The organism is Pseudoalteromonas sp. S3178 (assembly GCF_005886985.1).
Taxonomy (GTDB): domain Bacteria; phylum Pseudomonadota; class Gammaproteobacteria; order Enterobacterales; family Alteromonadaceae; genus Pseudoalteromonas; species Pseudoalteromonas carrageenovora.
Genome location: NZ_PNCW01000057.1, coordinates 1 through 23815, shown reverse-complemented (window position 1 = coordinate 23815; position 23815 = coordinate 1). Strand labels below are relative to the sequence as shown.

Annotated in this window: 18 protein-coding genes, 1 other RNA gene, 1 pseudogene and 1 other annotated feature; of the genes and pseudogenes, 14 read left to right on the top strand and 6 right to left on the bottom strand. The window is 38.2% G+C overall.

Annotated features, from left to right (window positions below; all coding sequences use genetic code 11):
• The first annotated feature begins 161 nt into the window (after window positions 1–161).
• Window positions 162–1295 (top strand): bifunctional chorismate mutase/prephenate dehydrogenase, encoded by a 1134-nt coding sequence (gene tyrA / locus CWC11_RS15515; protein ID WP_138683430.1) that lies wholly within the window; start codon window positions 162–164, stop codon window positions 1293–1295.
• A 69-nt stretch (window positions 1296–1364) separates the two neighbouring features.
• On the opposite strand, the gene CWC11_RS15510 is transcribed toward tyrA, so the two are convergent.
• On the bottom strand, window positions 1365–2522 hold the full coding sequence (locus CWC11_RS15510; protein WP_138683429.1) for a chorismate mutase: 1158 nt from the start codon (window positions 2520–2522) through the stop codon (window positions 1365–1367).
• Between the two features lie 44 nt (window positions 2523–2566).
• Window positions 2567–2684 (bottom strand) — a sequence feature (Phe leader region).
• Between the two features lie 199 nt (window positions 2685–2883).
• Here CWC11_RS15510 and CWC11_RS15505 point away from each other — a divergent pair.
• Complete coding sequence (locus tag CWC11_RS15505) at window positions 2884–5898, top strand: bifunctional diguanylate cyclase/phosphodiesterase (RefSeq protein WP_138683428.1); 3015 nt, start codon at window positions 2884–2886, stop codon at window positions 5896–5898.
• A 119-nt stretch (window positions 5899–6017) separates the two neighbouring features.
• Here the strand turns inward: CWC11_RS15505 and CWC11_RS15500 are convergent, their stop codons facing one another.
• Window positions 6018–6347, bottom strand: a complete 330-nt coding sequence (locus CWC11_RS15500; protein ID WP_058548498.1) for an SUI1 family translation initiation factor — start codon at window positions 6345–6347, stop codon at window positions 6018–6020.
• A gap of 135 nt (window positions 6348–6482) precedes the next feature.
• Between CWC11_RS15500 and CWC11_RS15495 the strand changes: the two genes are divergently transcribed.
• The 4 genes from CWC11_RS15495 to CWC11_RS15480 all read left to right on the top strand — a co-directional run bounded on the left by CWC11_RS15495 (window position 6483) and on the right by CWC11_RS15480 (window position 10430).
• Window positions 6483–6788 (top strand): STAS domain-containing protein, encoded by a 306-nt coding sequence (locus CWC11_RS15495; protein ID WP_058548726.1) that lies wholly within the window; start codon window positions 6483–6485, stop codon window positions 6786–6788.
• Complete coding sequence (locus CWC11_RS15490; protein ID WP_058548497.1) at window positions 6788–8443, top strand: fused response regulator/phosphatase; 1656 nt, start codon at window positions 6788–6790, stop codon at window positions 8441–8443. The genes CWC11_RS15495 and CWC11_RS15490 overlap by 1 nt, the downstream gene beginning before the upstream one ends.
• A 56-nt stretch (window positions 8444–8499) precedes the next feature.
• On the top strand, window positions 8500–9159 hold the full coding sequence (locus CWC11_RS15485; RefSeq protein ID WP_138683427.1) for a GAF domain-containing protein: 660 nt from the start codon (window positions 8500–8502) through the stop codon (window positions 9157–9159).
• A gap of 80 nt (window positions 9160–9239) precedes the next feature.
• Window positions 9240–10430: an amino acid aminotransferase gene (locus tag CWC11_RS15480; protein ID WP_138683426.1), complete on the top strand. Its 1191-nt coding sequence runs from the start codon at window positions 9240–9242 to the stop codon at window positions 10428–10430.
• A gap of 85 nt (window positions 10431–10515) precedes the next feature.
• Here CWC11_RS15480 and tyrP read toward each other — a convergent pair whose 3' ends face one another.
• Window positions 10516–11718 carry a tyrosine transporter TyrP gene (gene tyrP / locus CWC11_RS15475; RefSeq protein ID WP_138683425.1) on the bottom strand — a complete coding sequence of 401 codons (1203 nt, stop codon included), beginning with the start codon at window positions 11716–11718 and terminating at the stop codon, window positions 10516–10518.
• Between the two features lie 216 nt (window positions 11719–11934).
• Here tyrP and CWC11_RS15470 point away from each other — a divergent pair, with 216 nt between their 5' ends.
• Entirely contained in the window at window positions 11935–12822 is an 888-nt protein-coding gene (locus CWC11_RS15470) for a DMT family transporter (RefSeq protein WP_138683424.1), read from the top strand.
• On the opposite strand, the gene CWC11_RS15465 is transcribed toward CWC11_RS15470, so the two are convergent.
• On the bottom strand, window positions 12823–13701 hold the full coding sequence (locus CWC11_RS15465; RefSeq protein WP_138683423.1) for a flagellar protein MotY: 879 nt from the start codon (window positions 13699–13701) through the stop codon (window positions 12823–12825). It lies immediately after the preceding gene.
• Window positions 13702–13901: 200 nt separating this feature from the next.
• Here CWC11_RS15465 and rnt point away from each other — a divergent pair, with 200 nt between their 5' ends.
• The gene (rnt, locus tag CWC11_RS15460; RefSeq protein WP_058548492.1) at window positions 13902–14594 is read left to right on the top strand and encodes a ribonuclease T; all 693 of its coding nucleotides are present in this window, start codon (window positions 13902–13904) and stop codon (window positions 14592–14594) included.
• On the opposite strand, the gene CWC11_RS15455 is transcribed toward rnt, so the two are convergent.
• Complete coding sequence (locus CWC11_RS15455; protein WP_138683422.1) at window positions 14578–16203, bottom strand: flagellar assembly protein A; 1626 nt, start codon at window positions 16201–16203, stop codon at window positions 14578–14580. The genes rnt and CWC11_RS15455 overlap by 17 nt on opposite strands.
• 269 nt (window positions 16204–16472) lie before the next feature.
• Between CWC11_RS15455 and ssrA the strand changes: the two genes are divergently transcribed.
• The 6 genes from ssrA (at window position 16473) to CWC11_RS15430 (ending at window position 23105) form a co-directional block, all read left to right on the top strand.
• Window positions 16473–16829, top strand: a transfer-messenger RNA (tmRNA) gene (gene ssrA / locus CWC11_RS15450).
• A gap of 312 nt (window positions 16830–17141) precedes the next feature.
• Window positions 17142–17405, top strand: a complete 264-nt coding sequence (locus CWC11_RS23365; RefSeq protein WP_249330749.1) for a transposase — start codon at window positions 17142–17144, stop codon at window positions 17403–17405.
• Window positions 17380–18117 (top strand): hypothetical protein, encoded by a 738-nt coding sequence (locus CWC11_RS15445; RefSeq protein WP_249330748.1) that lies wholly within the window; start codon window positions 17380–17382, stop codon window positions 18115–18117. Before CWC11_RS23365 ends, CWC11_RS15445 begins: the two co-directional genes overlap by 26 nt.
• A gap of 700 nt (window positions 18118–18817) precedes the next feature.
• Complete coding sequence (locus CWC11_RS15440) at window positions 18818–20209, top strand: phospholipase effector Tle1 domain-containing protein (RefSeq protein ID WP_171038436.1); 1392 nt, start codon at window positions 18818–18820, stop codon at window positions 20207–20209.
• 559 nt (window positions 20210–20768) lie between these two features.
• Window positions 20769–21410, top strand: a complete 642-nt coding sequence (locus CWC11_RS15435; protein WP_138683420.1) for a hypothetical protein — start codon at window positions 20769–20771, stop codon at window positions 21408–21410.
• An 18-nt stretch (window positions 21411–21428) separates the two neighbouring features.
• Entirely contained in the window at window positions 21429–23105 is a 1677-nt protein-coding gene (locus CWC11_RS15430; RefSeq protein ID WP_138683419.1) for a lactate permease, read from the top strand.
• Between the two features lie 318 nt (window positions 23106–23423).
• Here the strand turns inward: CWC11_RS15430 and CWC11_RS23360 are convergent.
• A pseudogene (locus CWC11_RS23360) lies at window positions 23424–23751 on the bottom strand (IS3 family transposase); the annotation flags it as partial.
• Window positions 23752–23815: the final 64 nt, after the last annotated feature.

Sequence of the window (23815 nt, the reverse complement as noted above, 5' to 3'; positions counted from 1 at the left end):
TTCACCGTTCACCGTTCACCTTTATTATTGGCTCCCTGCCGCAGTAAAATTTTAGTATTAGCCTTTTCTCAGTTAAGCGATCCTGTTAGTATTTATCGTATTGATTAGTTTACTTTTTTGTAAATTTAAATTTACGATATTGGCTTTAAGGTGAAATGAACGTGGCAGACATTAGCGATTTAGCACAGTTAAGAGATGGTATAGACGAGTGCGACGCACAGCTGGTTGCTTTACTAGCTAAACGTAACAGCATTACGCAAAAAATTGGCGAAGTAAAACAGCAAACAGGTGCGCCCTTACATGCCCCTGAACGCGAAGCCGCACTGCTAGCAGCAAGACGACAAGAAGCTATCAAGCAAAATGTAAGCCCTGATCTCGTTGAAGATATACTGAGGCGTATGATGCGCGAGGCTTATCAAAATCAGCAGGCAAAACTTGCTTGTGCTGCGCCACAGCTTTCACCTATTGTTATTGTAGGTGGCCAAGGCGCAATGGGGCAGTTATTTGCGCAGCAGTTTATTCGCTCTGACTACGACGTTAAAATCTTAGATAAAGATCAGCAAGACGAGGCACAAAGTATTTTAAAAGGTGCCAAACTCGTAATGGTGAGTGTGCCGATTAATGCACTAGATTCCGTAGTCGCTAAATTGCCTAAACTTGATGATGACTGCTTGCTTGTAGATATAACGTCGGTGAAGCAATCACCTATTAAAGCATTAAAAGCGGCGCATAGTGGACCGGTAGTTGGTTTACACCCAATGTTTGGACCTGATATTTCTCACTGGGTTAAACAAACCGTTGTTGTATGTGAGGGGAGGGATCATTTAGCTGCTCAAGGGTTATTACAACAACTACAAGTATGGGGATGCCAGCTGGTTGAACTTGATGCTAAAAAGCACGATGAAGCAATGCAAATTATTCAAGTTATGCGTCATTTAACAACATTTGTCTATGGGCAGTTTTTAGCTAAGCAAAGCCATACACTTGAAGAGCTACGTAGTTGCTCATCGCCTATATACCAATTGGAGCTGATGATGGTGGGCCGCTTGTTTGCGCAATCACCGGAGCTTTACTCAGATATTATGTTAGCGCAATTTGATGACGTAGAAAGCTTGTTAGCACAGTATCAGGATACTTTCGCTGAAACGCTTGAAAAGTTAAAGGCGGGCGATAAAACTGCGCTTATAGATGCATTTGCTGATGCAAAATCTTATTTTTCAGATTCTACGGCACATTTTTTAACTCAAAGCCGAAGCTTATTAAATAAAGCGAATGACGCTAAAGTACTCGACTAACCTTTATAATTTGACTGTATGAACTAAAAAGGGCCAGTTGAGGCCCTTTTTTAGTTATAAAACGAGAGGTTAAGTGTTAACACTAACTGCTTGTAATGTCTCGCTTTGATAGCATCCTAAAACACGTACATACTGTGTGTATTCTTTAAGTTCTTCTAGCGCTTCTTTTACTTGGCTATCAGCTAAGTTTGCTTCTAAATCAACATAAAACACTTCTTCCCACGGATTGCCTGGAGTAGGACGCGATTCAAGTTTTACTAAGTTAATTTGATGCTGTTTAAAAACCATTAAAGCATCAGCAAGTGAACCTGCTTGTTGCTTAGTTGACATTATTAAGCTTGTTTTAGTTGGGATCTGGTTAGACACTTGCAAAGGTTTGCGCGCCACAACAATAAAGCGGCTGTGGTTTTCGCTTTGGTTGGCAAGGTTTGACTTAATTACCTCAAGACCAACATTTTTACCAGCTTGTGCTGAGCCAATGGCTGCACTATTTGGTGTATTTAACGCCGATTGTAGTGCGCTTGATGTTGAGTCACATGTTTCATGTTGTAAATCACCTAAGCCTTGCAAAAAGCGACTGCACTGAGCAAACGGTTGAGGGTGAGCAAATATTTTTGTCAACTGGCTTAACTCAGTCTCAGGGTTGGCAAGTAAGCAGTGCTCTACACTGTGTGTAACTTCACCCACGATAGACACTTGGGCATGTTGTAGCAAGTCAAATACTTCATTAATACTACCAGAGCTTGTATTTTCAATTGGCAGTAAACCAAAGTCGGCTTGACCGTTTTCTACTTTACCGGTGATTTCATCAAACGAAGTACAGCCAATTTCAATTAGTTTTCCTGGGCGGCGACTAAAGTATTTATGACAAGCAAGCTGGCTGTATGAGCCTTGGCCACCAAGATAAGTAACACGATGAGTTTCGCTAAGTGCATCTGGGTTTAAGTTTTTTTGTAGCATTGCTTGCTGATGTAATACTGAGTCTTCCAAAATGGTCTGAAAAACATTGTTTACGTAATAAGCATCTAAACCAAGTGACTTACCATAACCAATTAGCTTCTCTAATAGGGCGAGCTCGCGGGCTTCATCGCGTATAGGCTTATTGTTAGCAATTTTGTATTCGACTACGCCATGGCTAATGCGGCGACGTTTTGCTAATAACACGAGTAAGTCAGAGTCTATTTCATTAATGTCGTGTCTGAGTGTGTTTAACACATCGTTTGTCATTTTGGTTTCCTCATTCCAAAAATACGCTGTTATTTAACAGCAAAAACAAAAAAGCCTCCCAGTTGGGAGGCTTTACTATTCGATTGATTTTATCTCACAAACAGGGAAGCCTCTTCTATATAAAGAAGCTAAAAAAAGAAAAAAAAGCGCGAGAGATAAATATGTTCATGTAGGTAATGTATGGAGAGTTGCCAGTAATGTCAATAAAGATAAGCCTCTAAATCGCATCAGAGTGTATTTTATTTACTCAAAATTGGTTTTTATCAAAAGTTCACAAATAATTTATAAATATGAATGTGGATCTGGTATATTTCGTTAACTGGTTCAAATAATAACAATTATTAATAATTAAGGTTGACCCGTGGTTTACAGACGCCCGCCATCGCGTTTTGGATTAAATTCTTTAAGTGTAAAACTGTCACTGCTTATATCGGCTATTTGTTTAATAGCAGGAGTATGTGCGGCTGCCTTAATGCTTAAGTCAGAAGAAAAACAGCTTGTTTTTGAAGAGCATGAAGTTTTAAAAAGCTCAACAGACTTATTGGTTAAGCAGTTTAACGAACGCATTCAAACAAAATTAAACATTGCCCAACAAGCTAATAATGTAGTGACTGAACAGCTTTTTCAGGAAAACTCATCTGTTAACTTAAAAAATAAATCGCAACTACAATTTAATAGTGATGGTACGATCAGAAGTGCTTCAGCTGATGGCCTATCTGCTGCATTTTTACCTCAGCAAAATTACTCGCCTTTTTATAAACGCCTATTTAATGACTCAGAGACGCTTTGGCGTATTATTTCTCCAACGCTTGTACATGACTTTTTCAACTTTTACCTTATAACAAATGATGACTTTATTCGTGTATCTCCGCCTAATTGGGCACTCAATGCACCTGCTGATTTTAGTGTTACAAATGGCTCTACTTATAAATATATTAAAAGTAAATTAGGTACTGAGCGAAGCCCTGCTTGGTCAAAAGTATACTACGACAAGGTATGGCATAAATGGGTAATAAGCTTGTTAGTGCCTGTTTATGTAAACAACGAATTTTTAGGCGTAACGGGCAGTGATATTGCTTTAAATAAATTAATTTCTTTTTTACCGGTAGGCGATAAAGAAAAGCACTTGCTTGTATTTAATAGCAAAGGGCAGTTATTAGCGCACCCTAACTTAAACCCTGCATTATTAGCAGATTACGCTGGTGAAAACAAAGGACTAAGCACTAATGAGCTGGTAAACCCAGAGCTACAATCGATTATTGATGATGTAATAAGAGTTAAATTACCCGAATACGCCAACTCGTTTAAAAAGAATGATGAAGCTCACATTATTAATATTAGAAAAATTGACGATTTAGATTGGTATATCGGCGTGTATAAAAAGCGCTCGTCAACGCTCTCTGCGTTGCAAGATTTAAAGCTCAAATTTTTTGGTTTATTTATCCTTTATGCTGTTTTAGTGGCGTTGCTATTACATCAAGCGTTATATCAGTTAGTTTTACGTAGAATTCATACGCTTGTACATGCAGTAACAGGCTTTGGTAAAGGTCAGCTATTAACTGAGTTCCCGCCAGAAAATAAAGACGAAATTGGTACACTCAATGGCTCATTTAGAGACATGACTGTTGAAATACGTAAACTTATTGATGGCTTGAATCAGCGAATTACAGAGAAAGAAATAGCAGAAAAAGCGGCAAACCGCCTATCTAAAGCTGTGGCGTTCTCTGGTACTGGTGTGGTTATAACCGATGCAAATTTTGTTATTGAGTATGTAAACCCTAAAATGCTTGAAATGACCGGCTACCCAGAGAGCCACTTCAATCGAGCGCCTTTACTGAGCATTATTGCCTCTGAGATGGCTATTTTAGTTGATGATATAAACATTGATTTACGCAGCCGCAATTACTGGCGCGGAGATACCCTAATTCAGGGCTTAAACAAAGAACCTATTTGGGTATCTTTGAGTGTATCGCCAATTCGCGAAGACGGCGGAGAAATAACAAGCTATGTAGCATCAGCACAAGATATTTCGTTTGTTAAAGAAAGCCAACGAAAAATGGAGCAGCTTGCTTATTTTGATACTTTAACCGGCCTTGCAAACAGAACCTTTTTTAGAATGCAATTACGTAAATCAATGGCGCTTGCTGAGCGCGGGCACTATGCATTTGCACTATTTTACTTTGATTTAGATGAATTTAAACGAATTAACGATACGCTTGGCCATGATGCAGGTGATCAGCTGTTAATTGAAGTTGCTAATAGGCTTAAAAAACGCTTAAGGGCAGAAGACACTATTGCCCGTTTAGGTGGTGATGAGTTTGCTGTATTACTCAGTGGCATTGAAAGCCAAGAGCATGCAAGTGACGTAGCAAATACGATTCAAAAAACACTTAATATACCTATTAAGCTTGGTAACAACGAAGTAATAGTTAGCGCTAGTATTGGTATTACTATGGCTCCGTACGATAGCTTAGAGGAAGATCAGTTATTAAAGCACGCTGACTTAGCTATGTACGAGGCTAAAGCGAAAGGGCGTAACACATACCACTTTTATAGCCAAGAGTTAAACGCTGCGGCTAATGAGCGCTTATTCATAGAAAACGAATTACGTATAGCGTTAAAAGAAAAGCAATTTGTAGTTTACTACCAGCCACAGGTAGACAGCCGAAATCAAAAAGTTATTGGCTATGAAGCATTATTAAGATGGTTCCACCCAACTGAGGGATTAATTCCGCCAGATAAATTTATTCCAATCGCAGAGGCTACAGGCTTAATCGTTGAGTTAGGCGAGTGGGTGCTACAGGAGTCTTGTGACTTTGCTGTTAGGCTAAGTGAGCAGGGGCTTGAAAATAATATTTCAATTAACTTATCGGCTCGTCAGTTTAAAGATTCAAACTTGGTTCCTACATTGAGCAAAATGATAATTCGCTCAGGCGTATCTGCAAAACGCCTGCATTTAGAGTTGACCGAAAGCATGCTTATGGGCAATGTTGAAGCGGCTATTACGCAATTGCACGAACTTAAAGCATTAGGTATTTCTATCTCTATTGATGACTTTGGTACGGGTTATTCATCACTTAGTTATTTAAAGCGTTTCCCTGTAGATATACTCAAAATTGACCGTTCATTTGTAAAAGACATCCCAGATGACACAAATGATATGGAAATCACTGCGGCTATTATTGCTATGGCGCAAAAGTTAAAACTAGATGTTGTTGCTGAAGGCGTTGAGACGATAGAGCAAATGCAGTTTCTACAAAATAACAACTGCTTTATTGTGCAAGGATATTATTATAGCCCGCCAATACCTGAGTACGACTTACCTAATTTATATGAAAAATTAAATGAGCTTTCAATAAGTGAAGTAACTAACTAGCCATCTATCTCAGCTGCTATTTCCAGTGCTAACTGCACTGAATTTACTAAAGTTTGTAGCTATAAAAGTAATAAGGTTAAATAGTTAAACCTGAGCTTGGCTAACTAATAAATTGCGGGTTAACCACCCGCAATTTTAACTTTAAACTTTAACCCTTCTAAAATAGCTTTTAGCTTATCTCGGTCATCGCCTTGTACTTCAATAATACCTTCTTTAACTGCGCCGCCTTGGCCCATTTTGCTTTTAATGGTTTTAGCTAACTTTTTTAAATCGTGTTCTTTTGGGTCAATACCTACCACTAACATGACACCTTTGCCTTTACGCCCTTTTGTTTGACGTTCTATACGTACAGAGCCATCTTTAAAAAGTTTAGTATCTAGCTCTTTTTCAGGTTTTGGTTGGTCAATTCGACCTGTGCTTGTTGAATATACTAAGTGACTATCACTCATAACTTACCTTTAATAGATAAAATGAAATAAATATTGGCATAAATGATAGCAAATTTGCTGTTGTGTGTTTTTCTTTTTGCTAAATACTTTTAACAGGTTATATTTAGTTCAAAGGAAATATTATTGGAGTTTATTATGAGTTTAACAAAGAACGAATCGGTCGATGGCACTACTTTAACAATACAAATTAAGGGCAAGTTTGATTTTAATTTAGTGCAATCTTTTCGCCAAGCCTATGCACAAATGAGCGATAAAACGGTTAAAGTTATTATCGATTTACGAGAAACCGACTATATGGACAGCTCTGCACTTGGCATGTTGCTCAATATGAAAAAAACCATTGAGGGACAAGTAAAAACAATCGAAATTAGCAACTGCCAACCACAACTAAGAAAAATATTACAAATCTCTCGTTTTGATAAAAAGTTTGATATTAGCTAATGATGCATGTGCTGATTGTAGATGACCAAGCGCTCAACCGTATTTTATTAAGTAAAATGCTTGAGCAAGAAGGTTACAAAATATCGTTTGCTTATAATGGCCTCGATGCGCTTAATGTACTTAAACGAGAAGAGATAGACATTGTTTTACTTGATGTTTTAATGCCTGTAATGGATGGCTTTGAAGCTGCTGAAAAAATAAAGCAGTTAAACAGCGAAGTTTACCTACCTATTATTTTTATTACCTCTTTAGAAGATCAGGCCAGTTTTGAGCGCTGTTTAGCCGTAGGCGGCGATGACTTTATTCATAAACCATTTGAAAAAGTTATTTTACACGCAAAAATTAAGGCTCACAGCCGCACCAGAGAGCTAAGTAAAAAAGCCAATCAGCAAAAAAAATTATTAGAATATCATCACAATCAAATTGAACGTGAACATGAGATTATCGAGCATATTTTTAGTAACTCCCTGGAAAACCAGGGGAAGTTTAAAGAATACCTCGATTTTAATTTATCACCGGCATCCATGTTTAATGGCGACGTATTTTTGGTTGCACAAAGCCCAATAGGGAATTTGTACTGCATGCTGGGTGATTTTACTGGGCATGGCTTAGCTGCAGCTATAGGCGCATTACCTGTTTCACGCGTGTTTTACACTATGGTGCAAAAAGGTATGGCAGTTAACGACATTGCGTGTGAATTAAACCTATTACTATATAACTTACTCCCAGGTCATATGTTTTGCGCAGCTAATATTATTGAGCTAAGTGCATCTGGTAAAAGTGTGTCAGCTTGGCTTGGCGGCCTACCTGATGCTTACTTAATAGATAATAACGGAAACGTTAAGCAAACACTTGAGTCTCAACATATGGCACTAGGCATATTAGATGAGCAAGAATTTGAATATGAGGTTATACACTTTGAGGCGGACCCATCAACGCGCTTAGTGTTAGCAACAGACGGTATTATTGAAACAGCAAATCATAGTGATGCCTTTTTTGGTGAAGAGCGCTTTTTACAGACCTTAAAAGCTAAGCCAATGATAAGCAGTGAAGACATAATACAAAGTGTAAGTAAGTTTGCGAACGGTAGCGAGCAACAAGATGATTTAAGTATTGTATTACTTAACTGCCTTCCTTTAATACCACAGGAGCAAGAACGCGAAGCGTTTTCTACTTTAGCATTTAACTTATCCTTGAGCTTAAACTCACAGCAAATAAAAAAAACAGATCCTGTATACGATGTTGTAAATATTTTAAGTAGCGTTGAAGGACTAAAAGCCCATCGTTCCAATATATTTTTGCTGCTTTCTGAGGCTTATAACAATGCGTTAGATCATGGTGTATTAGGTCTCGATTCAGAGATTAAAAAACAAGAAGATGGCTTTTTTCGGTATTACGAATTAAGAGAAGCTGCCTTAGCTAACCTTACAGGTGCAATGATTATTATTGATATGCGTTATTGCCCCGATACGCTGTGTTTATATTTTATTATTTGTGACTCAGGGCGAGGGTTTAGTAATAAACCAGGAGCTAGTGAACCTACCTTAGTTAATAACGAGTTTGGCCGGGGCCTTTCATTATTAGAAGAAATTGCCGAAAAAGTTACTTACAATGCCAGCGGAAATCAAGTTGAAATGTGCTACAAGTTGAGCTAGCTCTGTAAAAATATCCATGTTATTATCTTCGAAACTTTAGATGTATGGATGGCCAAATGATTTCTTCTTACCTAACACAAGCACAGCTAAGTGTTGATCAAAACTTAATTTCAGCTGAGCTTGAAAAGCTTGAGCTATACCTTGCTAACAGCCCTAACACTAAGGTTTGTTGGGAATATCAAATTCCTGAGTTAGGCGAGGGTGGTGCATGTAGCTTATTTGGTTATTTACAAGACGAGCTATTCAAACTTACTGACTATATTGAAAACAATTCACAGACCGAACAAAAGCTTGCTCAGTTACAAGCTATTGTTAATTATATAGAGCAACAAACTAAAGTAGATTGGTACGGCATTTATCAGGCAACAAATACCAATGAAGGTAAGCAACTACTTAAGCTTGCTTATCATGGTGCGCCAAGTCGCCCTTTATTTCCGCTTACAGAAGCTTTTGCAGCAGGTAGCAACAATGTACAAGTTGCGCTTTCTCAAAAAGGTCGCATTATTAATAATGTTGAAAACTACTTATCTCAAGGTGGTGAGTACTATACATGCGATCCTAAAGTTAAATCTGAAACCTGCCTACCACTTTTTAACTCTCAAAATGAATGTGTAGGTATTGTAGATGCAGAAGCCTTTAGCAATGATTTTTTTGATGAAAAGACACTTGCCATTTTAATTGCATGTTGTATTAAAATTCCTCACTTTCTAGTGTAAATAACACTGGTCAACGTGATGTGCTTTTATGTTAAGCTAAGCCTAACAGCTAACCCCTAAATAACGATAAGAGATAGCCAATGTTCTCAGTATTAAAACCATTACCAACAGATCCTATTCTTGGCCTTATGGCGGCCTATAAACAAGATACAAACCCTAATAAAATTGATTTAGGCGTAGGTGTCTACAAAGATGAGCAAGGCAACACACCGGTACTTAAAGCGGTGAAAAAAGCTGAAGCGTTTCGTTTAGACAACGAAACAAGCAAATCTTACATTGGTTTAGCGGGTAACCTAGATTACTGTCAAAAAATGGAACAGTTATTATTAGGTGAGCACCAAGCTTTACTTGCTAATCGTGTGCGTACAGCACAAGCACCTGGCGGTACAGGCGCACTTCGTGTAGCAGCTGAATTTATTAAGCGTTGTAACGCTGGTGCAACTGTTTGGGTAACTAACCCTACTTGGGCAAACCACATCAGCTTATTTGAAGCGGCAGGCCTTACTGTTAAAGAGTACCCATACTACGATTACGAAAACAAAGATTTATTATTTGATGAGATGATCGACACGCTTAAAAAAGTGCCTAAAGGTGATGTAGTTTTAGTTCATGCATGTTGTCATAACCCAAGTGGTATGGATTTAAACGAAACTCAGTGGAATACAGTTGCTGAGCTTGCTAAAGAAGTTGGCTTTACACCACTTGTAGATATTGCGTATCAAGGTTTTGGATCTTCTCTTGAAGAAGATGCTCGTGGATTACGTATTTTAGCTGATGCAGTAGAAGAGCTCATTATTTGTTCTTCTTGCTCTAAAAACTTTGGTCTTTACCGTGAGCGTATTGGTGCATGTTCACTAATTGCTAAAGATAGCGCTACAGCAGATATATCTAACTCTGTAATGTTAAGTGTAGTACGTAGTATATATTCAATGCCGCCAGCGCATGGTGCAGATATTGTAAATACTATTTTAAGCAGCACCGAACTTACGCAAATGTGGCACTCAGAGCTTGATGAAATGCGTACGCGTATTAATGGTTTACGTAGCCTAATTAAAGAAAGCTTAGCAGCAAAAGATATTGCTCAAGACTTCTCATTTATTGAGCGCCAACATGGTATGTTTTCTTTCTTGGGTATTAATAAAGAGCAAATTGCTCGCTTGCAAAAAGAGTACGGTATCTACATTGTTGGTTCTAGCCGTGTAAACGTAGCGGGTATTAGCGATTCGAATATTGAATACTTTGCAAATGCAGTAGCTGACGTTTGTAAATAAACGTAGTTAACATAAAAAAACCGCACACCATCAATAATGGTGTGCGGTTTTTTATTAACTAAATTTAAGTTTACAGAAGTACGCATTAACCAATGGCAGGTATAACCCCAGCCATTTGCATAAATTGCGCAGTAATTATTAGCACACCACATAACCCAGCAATTAATAGCCCAGTGTTACCAGTACTTACTTTATAACCCTGTTTATTTGAGGTTTTCCGCTGCTTGTAAACCATAGCAACAGGTAAAAATATAGCTAACACGACCAATGCTATGGCTGCGTAGCCTAATGCCATAATAAAGCCTTGCGGATAAAATAGCGCAAATCCTAAAGGAGGTATAAATGTTATTAAGGCTGTTTTGATGCGGTCTGTTTTGTTATCACCTTTTTTAAACGTGTCTGCAAAAAAGTCGAATAAGCCTAAGCTAACGCCTAAAAACGATGTGGCAAGTGCAAGATCCGCAAATAGTTTAACAGCGGTTGAAACATTTGGATTATGCGCAATATTAGCTACGCTACTTACAAACCCATTTAAGCCTTCACTATTAAGTAAATCGCTTTGGCTCATAATACCTTGGCTCAATAACTGCCAAAAAATATAAATAACCAGAGGCAAAGCTGCACCTGCAATCATTACTTTTTTAAGGGATTTTATTTCAAGCCCTACATATTTAACAATAGAGGGAATAGATCCATGAAAGCCAAAAGATGTAAAAATAACCGGAATAGCAGAAAGTATTAGACCTTGCTCTACAGGCATTTCTAATAAATGTTTACTTTGAACATAAGGAGTGAGCATATAAAACAAGCTAGCCAATACAATAATTTTAATTGTAAATAACACTTGGTTTAATTTATCAACTTTACTTGTGCCTAGGGTAACAACACTTGCAATAATTACAGCAAGGATCACAGAGCCTAGCTGCGGTGCAATATCTACATCAAAGCCTATATTTATTCGTGCTTGAAGCTGCGCACCCCCACCTGCTATATACGCTGCACACAAAGCATAAAATAAAAATATCATTGAGAAGTTAGCGACGTATTGCCCTCGTTTACCTAACCACAATTTAGCAAGTGTATTTAATGTGGCATCACGGGGTGCATATTGATGTAGTTCTAGCATAAGTAATGCTGTGTAGGTCATTAATAACCAACTACCTACAATTAATGCAAGCGCAGTACTAAAGCCAAGCCCTGCTGATGCGATTGGTAGGGCAAGCATTCCTGCGCCAATAGTGGTGCCCGCAACAATTAACATGCTGCCTATTGTTTTATTTTTAAGCACTTAATTACCTTAATTATTATTAATATTTATGCACCATATAACTAGTTACTTAAATCTCAAATAGTTTTGTAATAAATGGGCCATATTTAAATGTAACTCTCAATTTACAACTGTATTTATTAAGCACTTGTATGCATTTAAAAGTATTAAAATAGGGTGGTGAGGGTATAATTTTATGTACGTTGTATTGCGTTATTAAACGCTAAGGATTGGCATGTGCCGGTAAAAGTATCGTATTTTTTTATGGTTCTCATTTGGTCTACTACACCACTTGGTATTGTTTGGAGTAGCGAAAGTGTGTCGCCAACGCTTGCTGTTTTAATGCGTATGTTGGTGGGGCTGCTTTTAGGTGGCTTAATTGTCGCGATTACTAATATAAGAGTGCCATGGAGTAAAAAAGCCTGCTTACTCTACTTTTATTCAAGTATTGGTATTTTTGGCGGTATGTTACTGAGCTATATGGCTGCTAAAACCGTGCCTTCGGGTATTATTTCGCTCATGTTTGGCTTAGCGCCTATATTGTCTGGATTACTTGCGCAGCAATTACTTAACGAACCAAAGTTTAGCCCTATAAAGCTTATTGCTTTAGCATGCGCATTAATAGGTTTGTATTTTGTAAGTTATAACCAAGTACAAAACTCACAAACCCAAGGCTTAGGACTGCTATATGTATTTATGGCTGTGTGCTTTTTTAGTTTAAGCGGCGTGATGATCAAGCGAGTGCAAATAGCTATTCATCCAATGGCAACCACATTTGGTGCGTTGGTCTTTGTAACTCCACTCTTTTTTATTGCGTGGTGGCTATTAGATGGTGAGCTGCATGTACAAAACTGGAGTGCAAAATCATTATGGGCAATTGGTTATTTAGGACTATTTGGTTCTTTAGTGGGGGCACTTGCGTATTTTCATGTGTTACAAAATTTAAATGCTAGCACCGTTGCACTTACAACGCTTATAACCCCTAGTTTTGCGCTAACACTAGGGGCATGGCTTAACAATGAGCCACTTAGCCAAGAGTTAATTATAGGGGCTGTTATTATTTTAATTAGCCTAGGCTTTTTTCAATTTGGCGATAAATATCTTAAGCGAGCTAGAAAGTTTTAACTACATTTTTTCTATTTGAATTATTAAACGACGGTTTTTGTCGCGCCCTAAAATATTGTCATTGGTATCAACAAAGCGTTTTTCACCTAAACCCGTTGTTTGTACTTTTGCTTCGTCAACGCCTAGGCTTACCATGTAATCTTTTATTGCTTTAGCGCGTTTGCGAGAAAGGTCTAAGTTATTCCAGCGACCACCGTAGCTATCTGTATACGAGTCGATACTTATAGATTCAATACTCACATCATTTTTTAGGTATTCAGCTATTTTATCTAAACGTTGTTGAGATGATTTAGTTAATTTACTGCTGTTAGATTGATAGTTCATCACCGTAAACGAAATGTCTTCAAAACTGTAAGGAAGTAACTCATCGCGGCATTGCAAAAACGCCCAATAAGCTTGTTTAAAATTTACGCTCGACATACCAACGGCAATTTTATCGGCAGAATTTTGCCAGTCTTGATAATAAAAGGTGGGGTAGTAGCCTTTTTCAAGCTCAGTTAACATCTCCCAAGCTGTTTTATTGCCTAGTTCACCGTCAAACTTTTTTAGTAGTTTCATGTTCGCTATATCACGAGCGGGCATGCCTGCTCGCCATGTTGGCGGCACTGCTTTTAGCCCAGCAATTGAATAGTTTTCAGGGCGTACTACCATATCCAAGTTAAAGGTTAGTTTTTTGTTTTTGCTTGCAGAGGCTTTAAATATAGCTTCACCGTAATAAGGAACCTCATGATTTAGCTGACATTGTAAGCGTGTTGTTTTTACAACTTCCCAATTGGAGTTATCTTGGGTTGCAGTATATTGGCGCATAGCTGCGTGCGAATGAGCAGCGCTCACTAGAGCACTTACGCTAAGGCTAATAAATAACAACTTACACTTCATGGACGTTCTCCAACTCTGGTATGCCAAAAGTTTGGCAAATTAACTGCTTAAAAGGTGAGTTTCTAGCAAACAAACTTAACAGCTTAGGTAAAGCAAGTTATGTGCCTACAATTATAAAGCAATAAATCCTTGAACCCCCTAGCCTAGAGGGCATCAATTTTGACATAATAGTCAGCTTACACCCATAAACCAAGAAGACTATGGCAAATACTGAGCAAACACTTTTCGCAAAACGCTTTCGTGGATTTTTTCCTGTTGTAATTGATGTTGAAACCGCAGGTTTTAACAAGCAAACAGATGCCCTGTTAGAAATAGCAGTGTCTGTATTAAAAATGGATGACGAAGGGTTGCTCAGCATAGATCATACCGTGCATTTTCATGTGCAGCCTTTTGAAGGCGCGAATATAGAGCAAGCCGCTATCGACTTTAACGGAATTGACCCTTTTAGCCCGCTGCGAGGCGCAGTACCAGAAGAAGAAGCAATTAAAGAAATTTGTAAAGTGGTTCGCAAAGCTCAAAAGGCTGCCGGGTGCCAGCGCTCGGTTGTTGTAGCACATAATGCTGCATTCGATCATGGCTTTTTAAATGCAGCCATTGAGCGTAATAATATTAAACGTACGCCGTTTCACCCATTTGTAAGCTTTGATACAACCTCACTAGCAGGCTTAGCGCTTGGGCAAACAGTTCTTGCTAAAGCTTGTAGGGCCGCAGGAATTGAATTTGATAATAGCCAAGCGCATTCAGCACTTTACGATACAGAGCGCACCGCAGAGCTTTATTGTTTAATCGTTAATAGGTGGCAGCAATTAGGTGGCTGGCCGCTTGCGCCACTTCCAGAAAGTGACGCACAAGATAGCACTTCAGATGGCGAAGAAGCTAAAACGACTGAGTAATTTTACCCTCAGTGAGTTTAACCAAATGGGGCGGGTAAATACGCGAAAACTGTTTTGAATCTTTTGCTATTTTGAGCTCCACACCTGGATGCATTATTTCATTTACTTTTAAACGACTTGCTGCCAACAATTGTGTGATTTTTCTTTTAACCAATAATTTTTGGCGCTGAACATGAGCAGAACGCGTTTTTATTTGCTGTTCATTAATGATTATTTTGTCTAAAAAAAGCTGGCGTTGATCTGCCGCTGGCATTTTACTCGCTTTCTCTCGTGCCTTTTGCAAAGCTGTTATTTTAGTTGCAAGCAACTTTTCAAAGTCAGTAATTTGCGACTGCTTTTCACGTAATTCAAACCAGTTTTGCGCCAAAAAAACACGTGTTTTAGTGCCCGCAGGTGCTCCAAGCTCTCCCGTTTCAATTCGCATGGCATCTAAAATACTGCCACCGATTATCTTCCCTCGAGGGTTGCCAGCTTTACCTACGCGTATTAATCGCCTTGCACTTAAATTACAGTGAAGTGCTTGGCGTTCAATAAATAAATCTTGTTCTGTTTTTATATGGCAGTATTGGGCGTAGCCAATTGAAATAGTACGAGTTGCCGTTATATTGCAGGTAAAATCGTCATCGTTTTCACGTTTACGACCAATAGCTCCCAGCATTATTGTAACGGCACTATTGCTCTGAACTGTGCCCGACTCAACAAAGCCAAGTACAGTAATATCGCCATTGGCTTTTACATGCATACCATCTTTAATATCACCGCTTATAATCACACTGCCGTCAAAGTCAACATGGCCGGTGCTTACATCAACGTTATCAAAGCATAAAACATCATCAACACGCATACCACGGGGCAAAGCAACGGGTACACCTTTACAATCTGCAATGAGCATATTTGGATTTTTTGGGTCAATTTTAGTGCCTTCAAAAGGCTGTAACTGATGCTCTTTACCTGGTTTTGCAGCAATTATGTCGCCAAAAACCGTATAGCCATCTTCACCAGGGGTAGCGGCAACGCGCTGCATTAATGGCGTACCAGGTTTTACTGTGATAATTGCACCAAGGTTCTTCATATCAACCTTGCCGCCTTCTTTCGCTTGTGGGCTTAGTACTCTATCTTGAGCGGTAGAGCATAAACGCACAAACTTGGCATCGCTCCCTTCTTTAGGGTTACGGCCGTGGGCAATAATAGCGCTATATGAAGTGCCTGAAGGCTGCTCAAATTGTTGGCCTAAAAAGGTATCAAGCGCACGAGGGCTAATACCTTTTTTTACACCTGCTTTAGCAAGTGCTTTTTGTGCACCTTCCATAGAAAATAATGCACCTCCCTTTGCCGTTGTAATTGTTGCCTCTGCAACCATATTTTTTTCATCAACATTAATAATAATTGATGCATCAACTGCTTTAGCAACAATAAGAGATACTTCTTGATAGTTTTTAGTAGGCGCAAAAAGTTTACCGATATTAGCTGAAATTGTTTCGTATTCACTAAATTCAGATTGCTCCAACATCTCAACTAGTTGAGTACTTGTAACAGGGAAGCCACTATCAATAGGGTGTTTTAGTAAAGATACACACCCATTATTTTTATCTAATGAAAAAACCGACATTTATTAATTCCCTACAAATTATGCCTGTTATTATTTTTTATTTATTACAACTAAAGTTTTAGCTTACGCAAAAAACCTAACTTCCTATTTGAGCACAAGTTAAACGTTTTGTTAAGCAAATGTTTATGGCAAATTTATTGAAAGCTATCAGGTTGGGTGTTTAATGCGCAGTCGACACACATAAATAAAATAAAGCAACGCTAGCCCTTGAGTATCAGTACTTTACTCAGTTATACTGCTTGCACGCTCTGAATGAGTTTACTAATTCAGGGGCTGATTAGGATTCGACGGAATTCAAGAAGCCCAAGGTGCATGTCGAGGTGCGGTTTGCCTCGTAAAAAAGCCGCAATCTAAAGTAATCGCAAACGACGATAACTACTCTCTAGCAGCTTAGGCTGGCTAGCGCTCCTTCTATGTATTCTTGTGGACTAGATTTTGGAGTGTCACCCTAACACCTGATCGCGACGGAAACCCTGGCCGGGGTTGAAGCGTTAAAACCAAGCGGCCTCGCCTTTACTTACCGTGTTTGTCCGGGACTTAAAGGTTAATTAAATGACAATACTAAACATGTAGTACCGACGGTCGAGGCTTTTCGGACGGGGGTTCAAATCCCCCCAGCTCCACCACTTTAAAACCGCTGAAAGCTATTAAATACGTAGCTTTCAGCGGTTTTTTCACATCTACAACCCTCTATAACACTCTACAAAATACACAAGCTCTACACACCAGTAAATACGGGCTGTTTGGCTTAATTGTACATTTTATGTTTTCACTGCTTTTTCACAAAAATACACAAAATATACACAGTTTTCTTGTGAAAAATTATCATATAACTGTTGAATAGCGGGAAAATATAGCTCGCCCCTGCTGGGGTCAAACCTTGATTTCAGACATCAATAATTTAGACTTATATTTTTCTGCTTATTGAGTAAATAGCTATGCCTAGGCCACTGCGAATAGAATATGAGAATGCGTTTCATCATGTAACGAATCGCGGGAGAGGGGGGGAAAGTACTTTTTTGAGTGATAAGGACTTTAAGTATTTTTTATCTTGTATTGAGAAAGCGAGCTATCGTTTTAATATAGAGGTGCACGCATATTGTTTAATGACCAATCATTACCATCTGCTAATAAAAACTCCCGATGCTAATTTAGGCAGAGCCATGAAGCATATTAATGGCCCTTTATACTCAATACTTTAATCGAAAATATAATACAGATGGTGCACTGTTTAGAGGGAGGTATACCGCGGTATTGGTGGATGCTGAAAACTACTTATTGCATGTGAGCCGTTATATTCATCGTAACCCAATCGAAACAAACACACCGCTAGCATGTGACCTTGCTGAGTATGAATGGTCTAGCTATCATTCGTTCATCAAAAAAGCAGAAATGCCCAAATGGCTCGTTCGAGACTTTATATTCTTGCTGCAAGGTAAAAGGTCTAAATATGCAGCTTATAAGCAATTTGTCGGATTGGGAAACACTAAAGAAATAAGTGATTTTTATAATACTAAACCTTTATCGTCAGTATTGGGCAGTCAGGATTTTATTGAAAGTATAAAGGACTACATTACAACATCTAACAGCAAAAGTAAGTTTGTTACTAAAAAGCATTCACCAGGTGATGTAATTGTTTATCTTGCCACATACTTCAGTGTTGAAATTGATGATATCTTAATGGTTAAAAAGGGTCGAAAAGAAAAAAACTTACCACGCTGGTTTGCTATGAAGTTATGCCAAGATTTAACAGGGTTAAATTTGCAGGCACTAGCGGATGTTTTCAATGTCCACCATTTCTCAGCAATATCCAAAACGGTAGGACGGTTGAATATATTAATGCTTGAAGATAAGAAGGTTGAATTACAAGTGAAGAAACTTCGGGAATGCTTGGTATCTGCAATCAAAATTTAACTTTTATATTTTATATTTTATATTTTATATAAAGCTAGAGCGAGGTAACCCGAATGGTTATTTCAATATGAACATTAAAATATCTTTAACGGCATTTAAACGCTGTGAATTCAAGCAGTCCGTTTTTAATTTGTACATAGAGTTATGGAGCAGAGCTAGAGGTGAGAAGTCGCTTAGAGCGAGAAGCGAAATTTGGAGGTCAATTAAGATTTAAGATAAAAACTCTGTTGCTTTTATTAGCGCATATTGAAGCCCAAAGAATGAGCCAAAAAATGCAGACAGAACAATGATTATGAAACCTCCGCCTTTTGTTGATTCGAATACATCCTCGCTTCTTCCATCGTAGTTACCAAACTTCCTGTCTAATCTCACTCCTGCTTCAAACGAATCTCCAAAATTACGTATACATAAAAGTCTACGAAAAAGCTGAACTCAATTTGGTAGAGTGACATTTGCACAAATGTTGAGGGCACTACGCAGGCGAAATTTGTAGTGCTAAATATGCAGCAATATGGTGATAGCTGAATTCATAAAGGTAATACTGTTAATTTAATTGGAATAAAGTAGTAATAATAGCGCATACTTGTTATGTTTTTCGCGCCCTAATCTTAACTTTATTGTCTAATTAAAAATGCACTTATTAACGAGAAAATCACTTCTCCTACTTATATTTATATTAACATTACCTTCTTGCACTAGTATGTTTTCAGGAGACACTCCTTTACCCGTAACTTTTGAAGAGCGAAAACAGGTTAGAAATACAGCATTATACCTTCAAATTCCTCGTTGGGTTTCCGAAACATATGACAAACAGATTAAATATTATGTAATTGCCTTTGATGGTACCGGAAATGATAAGGATAACATTGACGGTAATTCTAGACAAACAGTTGTTGCCCATCTCTTCAACCTTCTTACTAAAGCTCATGGTTATAACGGACAATATTACAAAGGTCCAGGTACACAAAAAAATTTCTTTCCACGCAAGCTAGATTCAGCCCAATGTTATAGTTGTAAAAGTATAGCAAAGAAGGCACTAAGAGACTTCGAAAAATATTTAAAGAGAAGCATCGATCACAGCTCAAATACTGAAGTTCGAGTCATTACAATTGGTTTTAGTCGCGGAGCTGCAATTGCCAGACACTTTATGAACACTGTTGGTAATAAGTTTCAAACAAGTTTATATTTAGATAGAAATATACAAGAGGCTCCGTTAGTCCGTACTATTGGAATACTATATGATACTGTTGCAACAAGTGTGGAGGATGAGCTGCAATTAGAAATAGCACCTTCCACAGATTTTTTATTACACTTCATTGCAAAAGATGAATTGAGAAGATTATTTCCTGTTATTAGGGATTTTGATATCGATTTTCCGCCCATGCCTGGGAGCTTACAAATGCTCGATGTCAATCACTGTCCCTCCCCTGAAATATATACTTCTGAAAGAATGATTCATATAGCTTTACCAGGGGCGCACTCTGATATAGGTGCATCTTACAAAAGCGGACTCGGTAATTATTATCGCGTTTACGGAGAAGTCGCTCTTTCTAAATTAGGCCTAATTGATAAACCTTATTTTGTCATAGAGGATGATACCTTTACTGCTGGTAAACACGATTCTCGCGGGATGTTCGATATTATCTCGGATTTCATTTTTGGAAAAGAAAAACGAGGTGCTAAGCAAAAAACCTCAAAAGAGCTAAGTAAGAAGGAATTTGATTTACTCAAAGTTAGGCTCCAAAAAATGCATCTTGATATGAATGGATTTAACTATCAAATAGATAGTAAAGGTACTGGTTCAATAGTATTTGATGTCAGAAAGCAAGGAAACTCACTCCAATTCCTAGGTACATACAATTTTATAAACAAAGTGCGATTCAAATATGATGCAAAATCAAAACAGCGTTCAATCATATATTCTTTTCCGAAATCCTCTATGGACTCGATAATTACTATTTCTAACAAAGTTTGGAACTCAATTCCAGAAAACCAAAATACTCGCTTAGAACTAGTTGAGCTACATAGCCATAAAGCTCATGCTATTTACTTATTTGTAAATTGTCAGTTTATGGAGGTATATATCAACTAGCTTGGGCAAATAACTAATTTCAAAAATTTTAACTAAGCAGTACTTATTAATATATTTAGACTAGTTTCTTGTACGCCATTACCAAGGTTTTTTAAGGACTACCTTTACTTTTCGCGAACAAAATAGAGCATTAACTTGAATAGCTATGCAATATATTACTGTGTCGCGGCTTTAAGCAGGTGAACTTACAGCCATAAACGAACATTCAATCGTAGAACATGTCTACCCCAAAGAGGGTTAACGTAATTGCTTTAAAAGACTGCTTTAAACGAGCCGCGGGCATTGAATATTTCCTTTTGGTGTAGCTTTTATATTTAGAATCTACAACTTTCCCTATATTCAGGAAAATGAGCAATTTGCGCATATTAAAGGGAAATCAACTCTACTAAGCTAAAAATATTTTGTTAGCTAGCAATAGGTAGGTTTATTTGATAAAACGTAGTAATTAGAGAACTCAGCAGTTTCATGGTACAAATTATGTGTGATTTGCGCACTATTGAATGTTAGCTGCCTAAATTAAAAATCGTAAGCTTTAAATAAATCTAAAAAGGAAATTTATATGTGGGGTAAAATTTTAGCTGGTGCTGCGGTTGGTGTTGGTGCTGTTGCTGCTGCGCCTTTTACGGGAGGCGGTTCATTATTGGGAGGGGCATCTGTTATTGCTTCACTAGCGGGGGCAGGAACTGTTGCTGCTGCCGTGGGCGCAGGAACAGTGGGAGGTGTAGTTGGCGCTGCTATGGCAGATAGTGAAGAAAATGAGAAAAAACAGCTAAAGGAGGAAGGAAGAGCTGAAGCGTTAGCTGAGTATGCAATCAAAATGGAAAAGCTTGCAAGTAAGCTTTCTCAGGCACTTGAGAAGCTTAAATCTCATGATGAACATTTCAAATCCATTATTGCAATGGAGGCAGTCGGAGTTGCTTGTGCAGCGTGCGATGGTGATTTTTCTGACAATGAAAGGGAAGAGATTGGTGAGTTTGTTAAGGGAATGATGGCTCAAAGTATTCCTTCGGATGTAAAAGAAAGAATTCAAAGCATTTATGATAACCCACCTAGTGTTGAAGAAGCATTTTTGCTGGCAAAAACTTCAGGTATGCCTTTAGATGTCTATGAGGAATTAATCAGATTTGTCATGGAAATAGATGGTATAAAGCCAGAGGAAGAGGTTTTTGTTCAAGCTTGGAACCAGCTTAAAGCAGCATAAGACAAGGATTAATAAATAATGAGCAGCAGAATTGATCGTTTCAAAAAAAGGAAAGAAATAATAAAGAAGAATCAGTCTCTGCCGTTTGTTCGTGGCGTTACTGACCAAGATCAAGTTGTTAAACTTCTTAACAAGGGTGTGGATAACAACAGACTAAAAATCCTTAACTATTCAACTGATAATAACATATCTTTGCAGACAAATTCCGCAGAGATAGAGTCTTTGCTTTCTGAGCTTAAAGCCTCATTCCATAAAGATAAATTGGAGCAGCTTATAGATGAGACGAAACGCGGCGTTATATCATCGATTGCAGGCCCATTTGGACTTGGAAAAATAATAAGTGCTTATGACAAAACTGGTGGGAATGTTGATACAGTCCATAATGCACGAGAAGGGATCTATGCAACCACCGAGGAAAAGCAGCGTTATGATGAGCGCGGCGATTACAATTCTAGTGATTATCATGGACACAAGGACTATAAGAACAAAAATAAAGAGGACTCCAAGTTACAGAGCGAGGGGACACTTAGCGATTCCTATACAGGCAATGTGATTGATGGCAATTCAAATAGGCAACTTGACCACACCATTTCCGCAAATGAAGTACATAATGATGCTGGTCGCATATTGGCTGAAGTGGATGGTCCGAGTGCCGCAAATTCAGAGTCTAATCTAAACTCCACATCTGAGCACATCAATAATAAGAGTGGAAAGGGGGCGCTAACATCTAATGAGTTCCTGAGTAAACTCGAGCGCACAGCTCCTGAGCGGAAAGCGCGCATTGAAGAGCTCACAAGAAAGCAGCAGCTTACAAGCAAAGAAAGCCGAGAGCTTGAGAGGCTTCATGAGCATGATGCCGTCGATGCGGATCGAATGCGCCAGATAGATGAAAATGCAAGACATGAATACGACGCGAAAATCAACAAAGATTATTATACTAGCAAAAAGTTTGTTAAATCCACTCTGAGTACAGGTGCCAATGAAGGCATGAAAATGGGAGTTCAGCAAGCATTTGGTTGTTTGTTGGTAGAGTTTTTCTCAAATGCAATGTTGGAAATAAAAGACGCATACACTAATGGGCTTGAGGGTGATAGCTTATATAAGGACATAAAATCTCGTTTAATTCGCATTGGCCGAAACGTTGCGGATAAATGGAAAGAAGCGATAGAAGGTTTTTCCGATGGATTTATATCAGGTTTCATATCAAATCTAATTACAACACTTGTAAATATGTTTGTAACTACAGCAAAACGATTTGTTAGGATGATTAGAGAAGGTGTATTTTCTCTGTTAAAAGCACTTAAACTTATTCTTTTTCCCCCTACTAATATGAGTTTTACCGAAACAATGCATGAAGCAATGAGACTAATTGCCGCTGGCGGTGTTGTTGTTGCAGGTGTAGCGCTTGAAGAGATTATTGAAAAACTAATACTAGGCGTGCCACTTCTTGCGCCATTTGCTCCTATTGCGACAGCAGTAATTATAGGTTCGCTAACCGCCATCGCAATGTCATTGGTCGCATACTTAATTGATAACATGGATATACTAGGTGCTATTAAGGCTCAAGAATCTAAATTCATATTAGAGAGTCTTGATAAAGATATCGATGAGAAACTAAATAGATGCGAGCGTATTTCCGAAAAAGTGGACGAGTTTCTTAGTGAAAGCTCTCTCTTATTGCAGCAAAGCACTTAACGAGTCACTCCACTAAAAATGGGGAGATTACCGGATAAATTACTCGCTACACTTGTAATTTATCCGGTGAGCGGCGTTTGCTATTCACTTTCAGCTGAACTTTCTGATTTAGATAGCCTTAACTCATTAATAGTTATAAATACTACGTCTCGTTTTCACTATAATAATTAGTTGGACTAACGACTATAAATGACTTAGGGCAAAAAAATAGTCGAAATGCATTGTTAGGGCTGTTTAGTTAACTAGCGATGGATATATTTAAAGCTCGAATCTCATTCCCATTTATTCGTCAAATTGAAACTTGATTATTGAGCCTGTGTCGTGCATAAAATCCATTGAGCAACATTCGTTAATGCCATCAGGTACTGCCAATAGTTCAGGCTTCTCCCTTATTAGGCATTTTCTAGGCTTTATTCGCAAATTCAACTGAAGCTCACGGTAAAATGACAAACGCGCTTATGATTCAATGTGTAGCCTTTAACATTGCGCAAGTATAAAAACATAAACCAAATCCCCAATTACACTGACATTGGATTAAATCCAAGAGCAATGCTGCAACTTCCTTATTTTCATCAGACAGTTTTGGCGTATAGCGATAGCATGTTTCACTTATCATGAAAGTACGACAAGCTAAGGCAATACTCATTGGACTTCCCACAGTTTGCTAGACACCCAATGAGTTACATTGTAACTTCTAATAAGAGGTGTTT

Bases quoted from the DNA above. Each gene is read 5' to 3' on its own strand.
- CWC11_RS15510 (WP_138683429.1), bottom strand. From the start codon at position 2,522: ATGACAAACGATGTGTTAAACACACTCAGACACGACATTAATGAAATA.
- CWC11_RS15500 (WP_058548498.1), bottom strand. From the start codon at position 6,347: ATGAGTGATAGTCACTTAGTATATTCAACAAGCACAGGTCGAATTGAC.
- CWC11_RS15495 (WP_058548726.1), top strand. From the start codon at position 6,483: ATGAGTTTAACAAAGAACGAATCGGTCGATGGCACTACTTTAACAATA.
- CWC11_RS15490 (WP_058548497.1), top strand. From the start codon at position 6,788: ATGATGCATGTGCTGATTGTAGATGACCAAGCGCTCAACCGTATTTTA.
- CWC11_RS15485 (WP_138683427.1), top strand. From the start codon at position 8,500: ATGATTTCTTCTTACCTAACACAAGCACAGCTAAGTGTTGATCAAAAC.
- CWC11_RS15480 (WP_138683426.1), top strand. From the start codon at position 9,240: ATGTTCTCAGTATTAAAACCATTACCAACAGATCCTATTCTTGGCCTT.
- CWC11_RS15465 (WP_138683423.1), bottom strand. From the start codon at position 13,701: ATGAAGTGTAAGTTGTTATTTATTAGCCTTAGCGTAAGTGCTCTAGTG.
- rnt (WP_058548492.1), top strand. From the start codon at position 13,902: ATGGCAAATACTGAGCAAACACTTTTCGCAAAACGCTTTCGTGGATTT.
- CWC11_RS15455 (WP_138683422.1), bottom strand. From the start codon at position 16,203: ATGTCGGTTTTTTCATTAGATAAAAATAATGGGTGTGTATCTTTACTA.
- CWC11_RS23365 (WP_249330749.1), top strand. From the start codon at position 17,142: ATGCCTAGGCCACTGCGAATAGAATATGAGAATGCGTTTCATCATGTA.
- CWC11_RS15445 (WP_249330748.1), top strand. From the start codon at position 17,380: ATGGCCCTTTATACTCAATACTTTAATCGAAAATATAATACAGATGGT.
- CWC11_RS15440 (WP_171038436.1), top strand. From the start codon at position 18,818: ATGTTTTCAGGAGACACTCCTTTACCCGTAACTTTTGAAGAGCGAAAA.
- CWC11_RS15435 (WP_138683420.1), top strand. From the start codon at position 20,769: ATGTGGGGTAAAATTTTAGCTGGTGCTGCGGTTGGTGTTGGTGCTGTT.
- CWC11_RS15430 (WP_138683419.1), top strand. From the start codon at position 21,429: ATGAGCAGCAGAATTGATCGTTTCAAAAAAAGGAAAGAAATAATAAAG.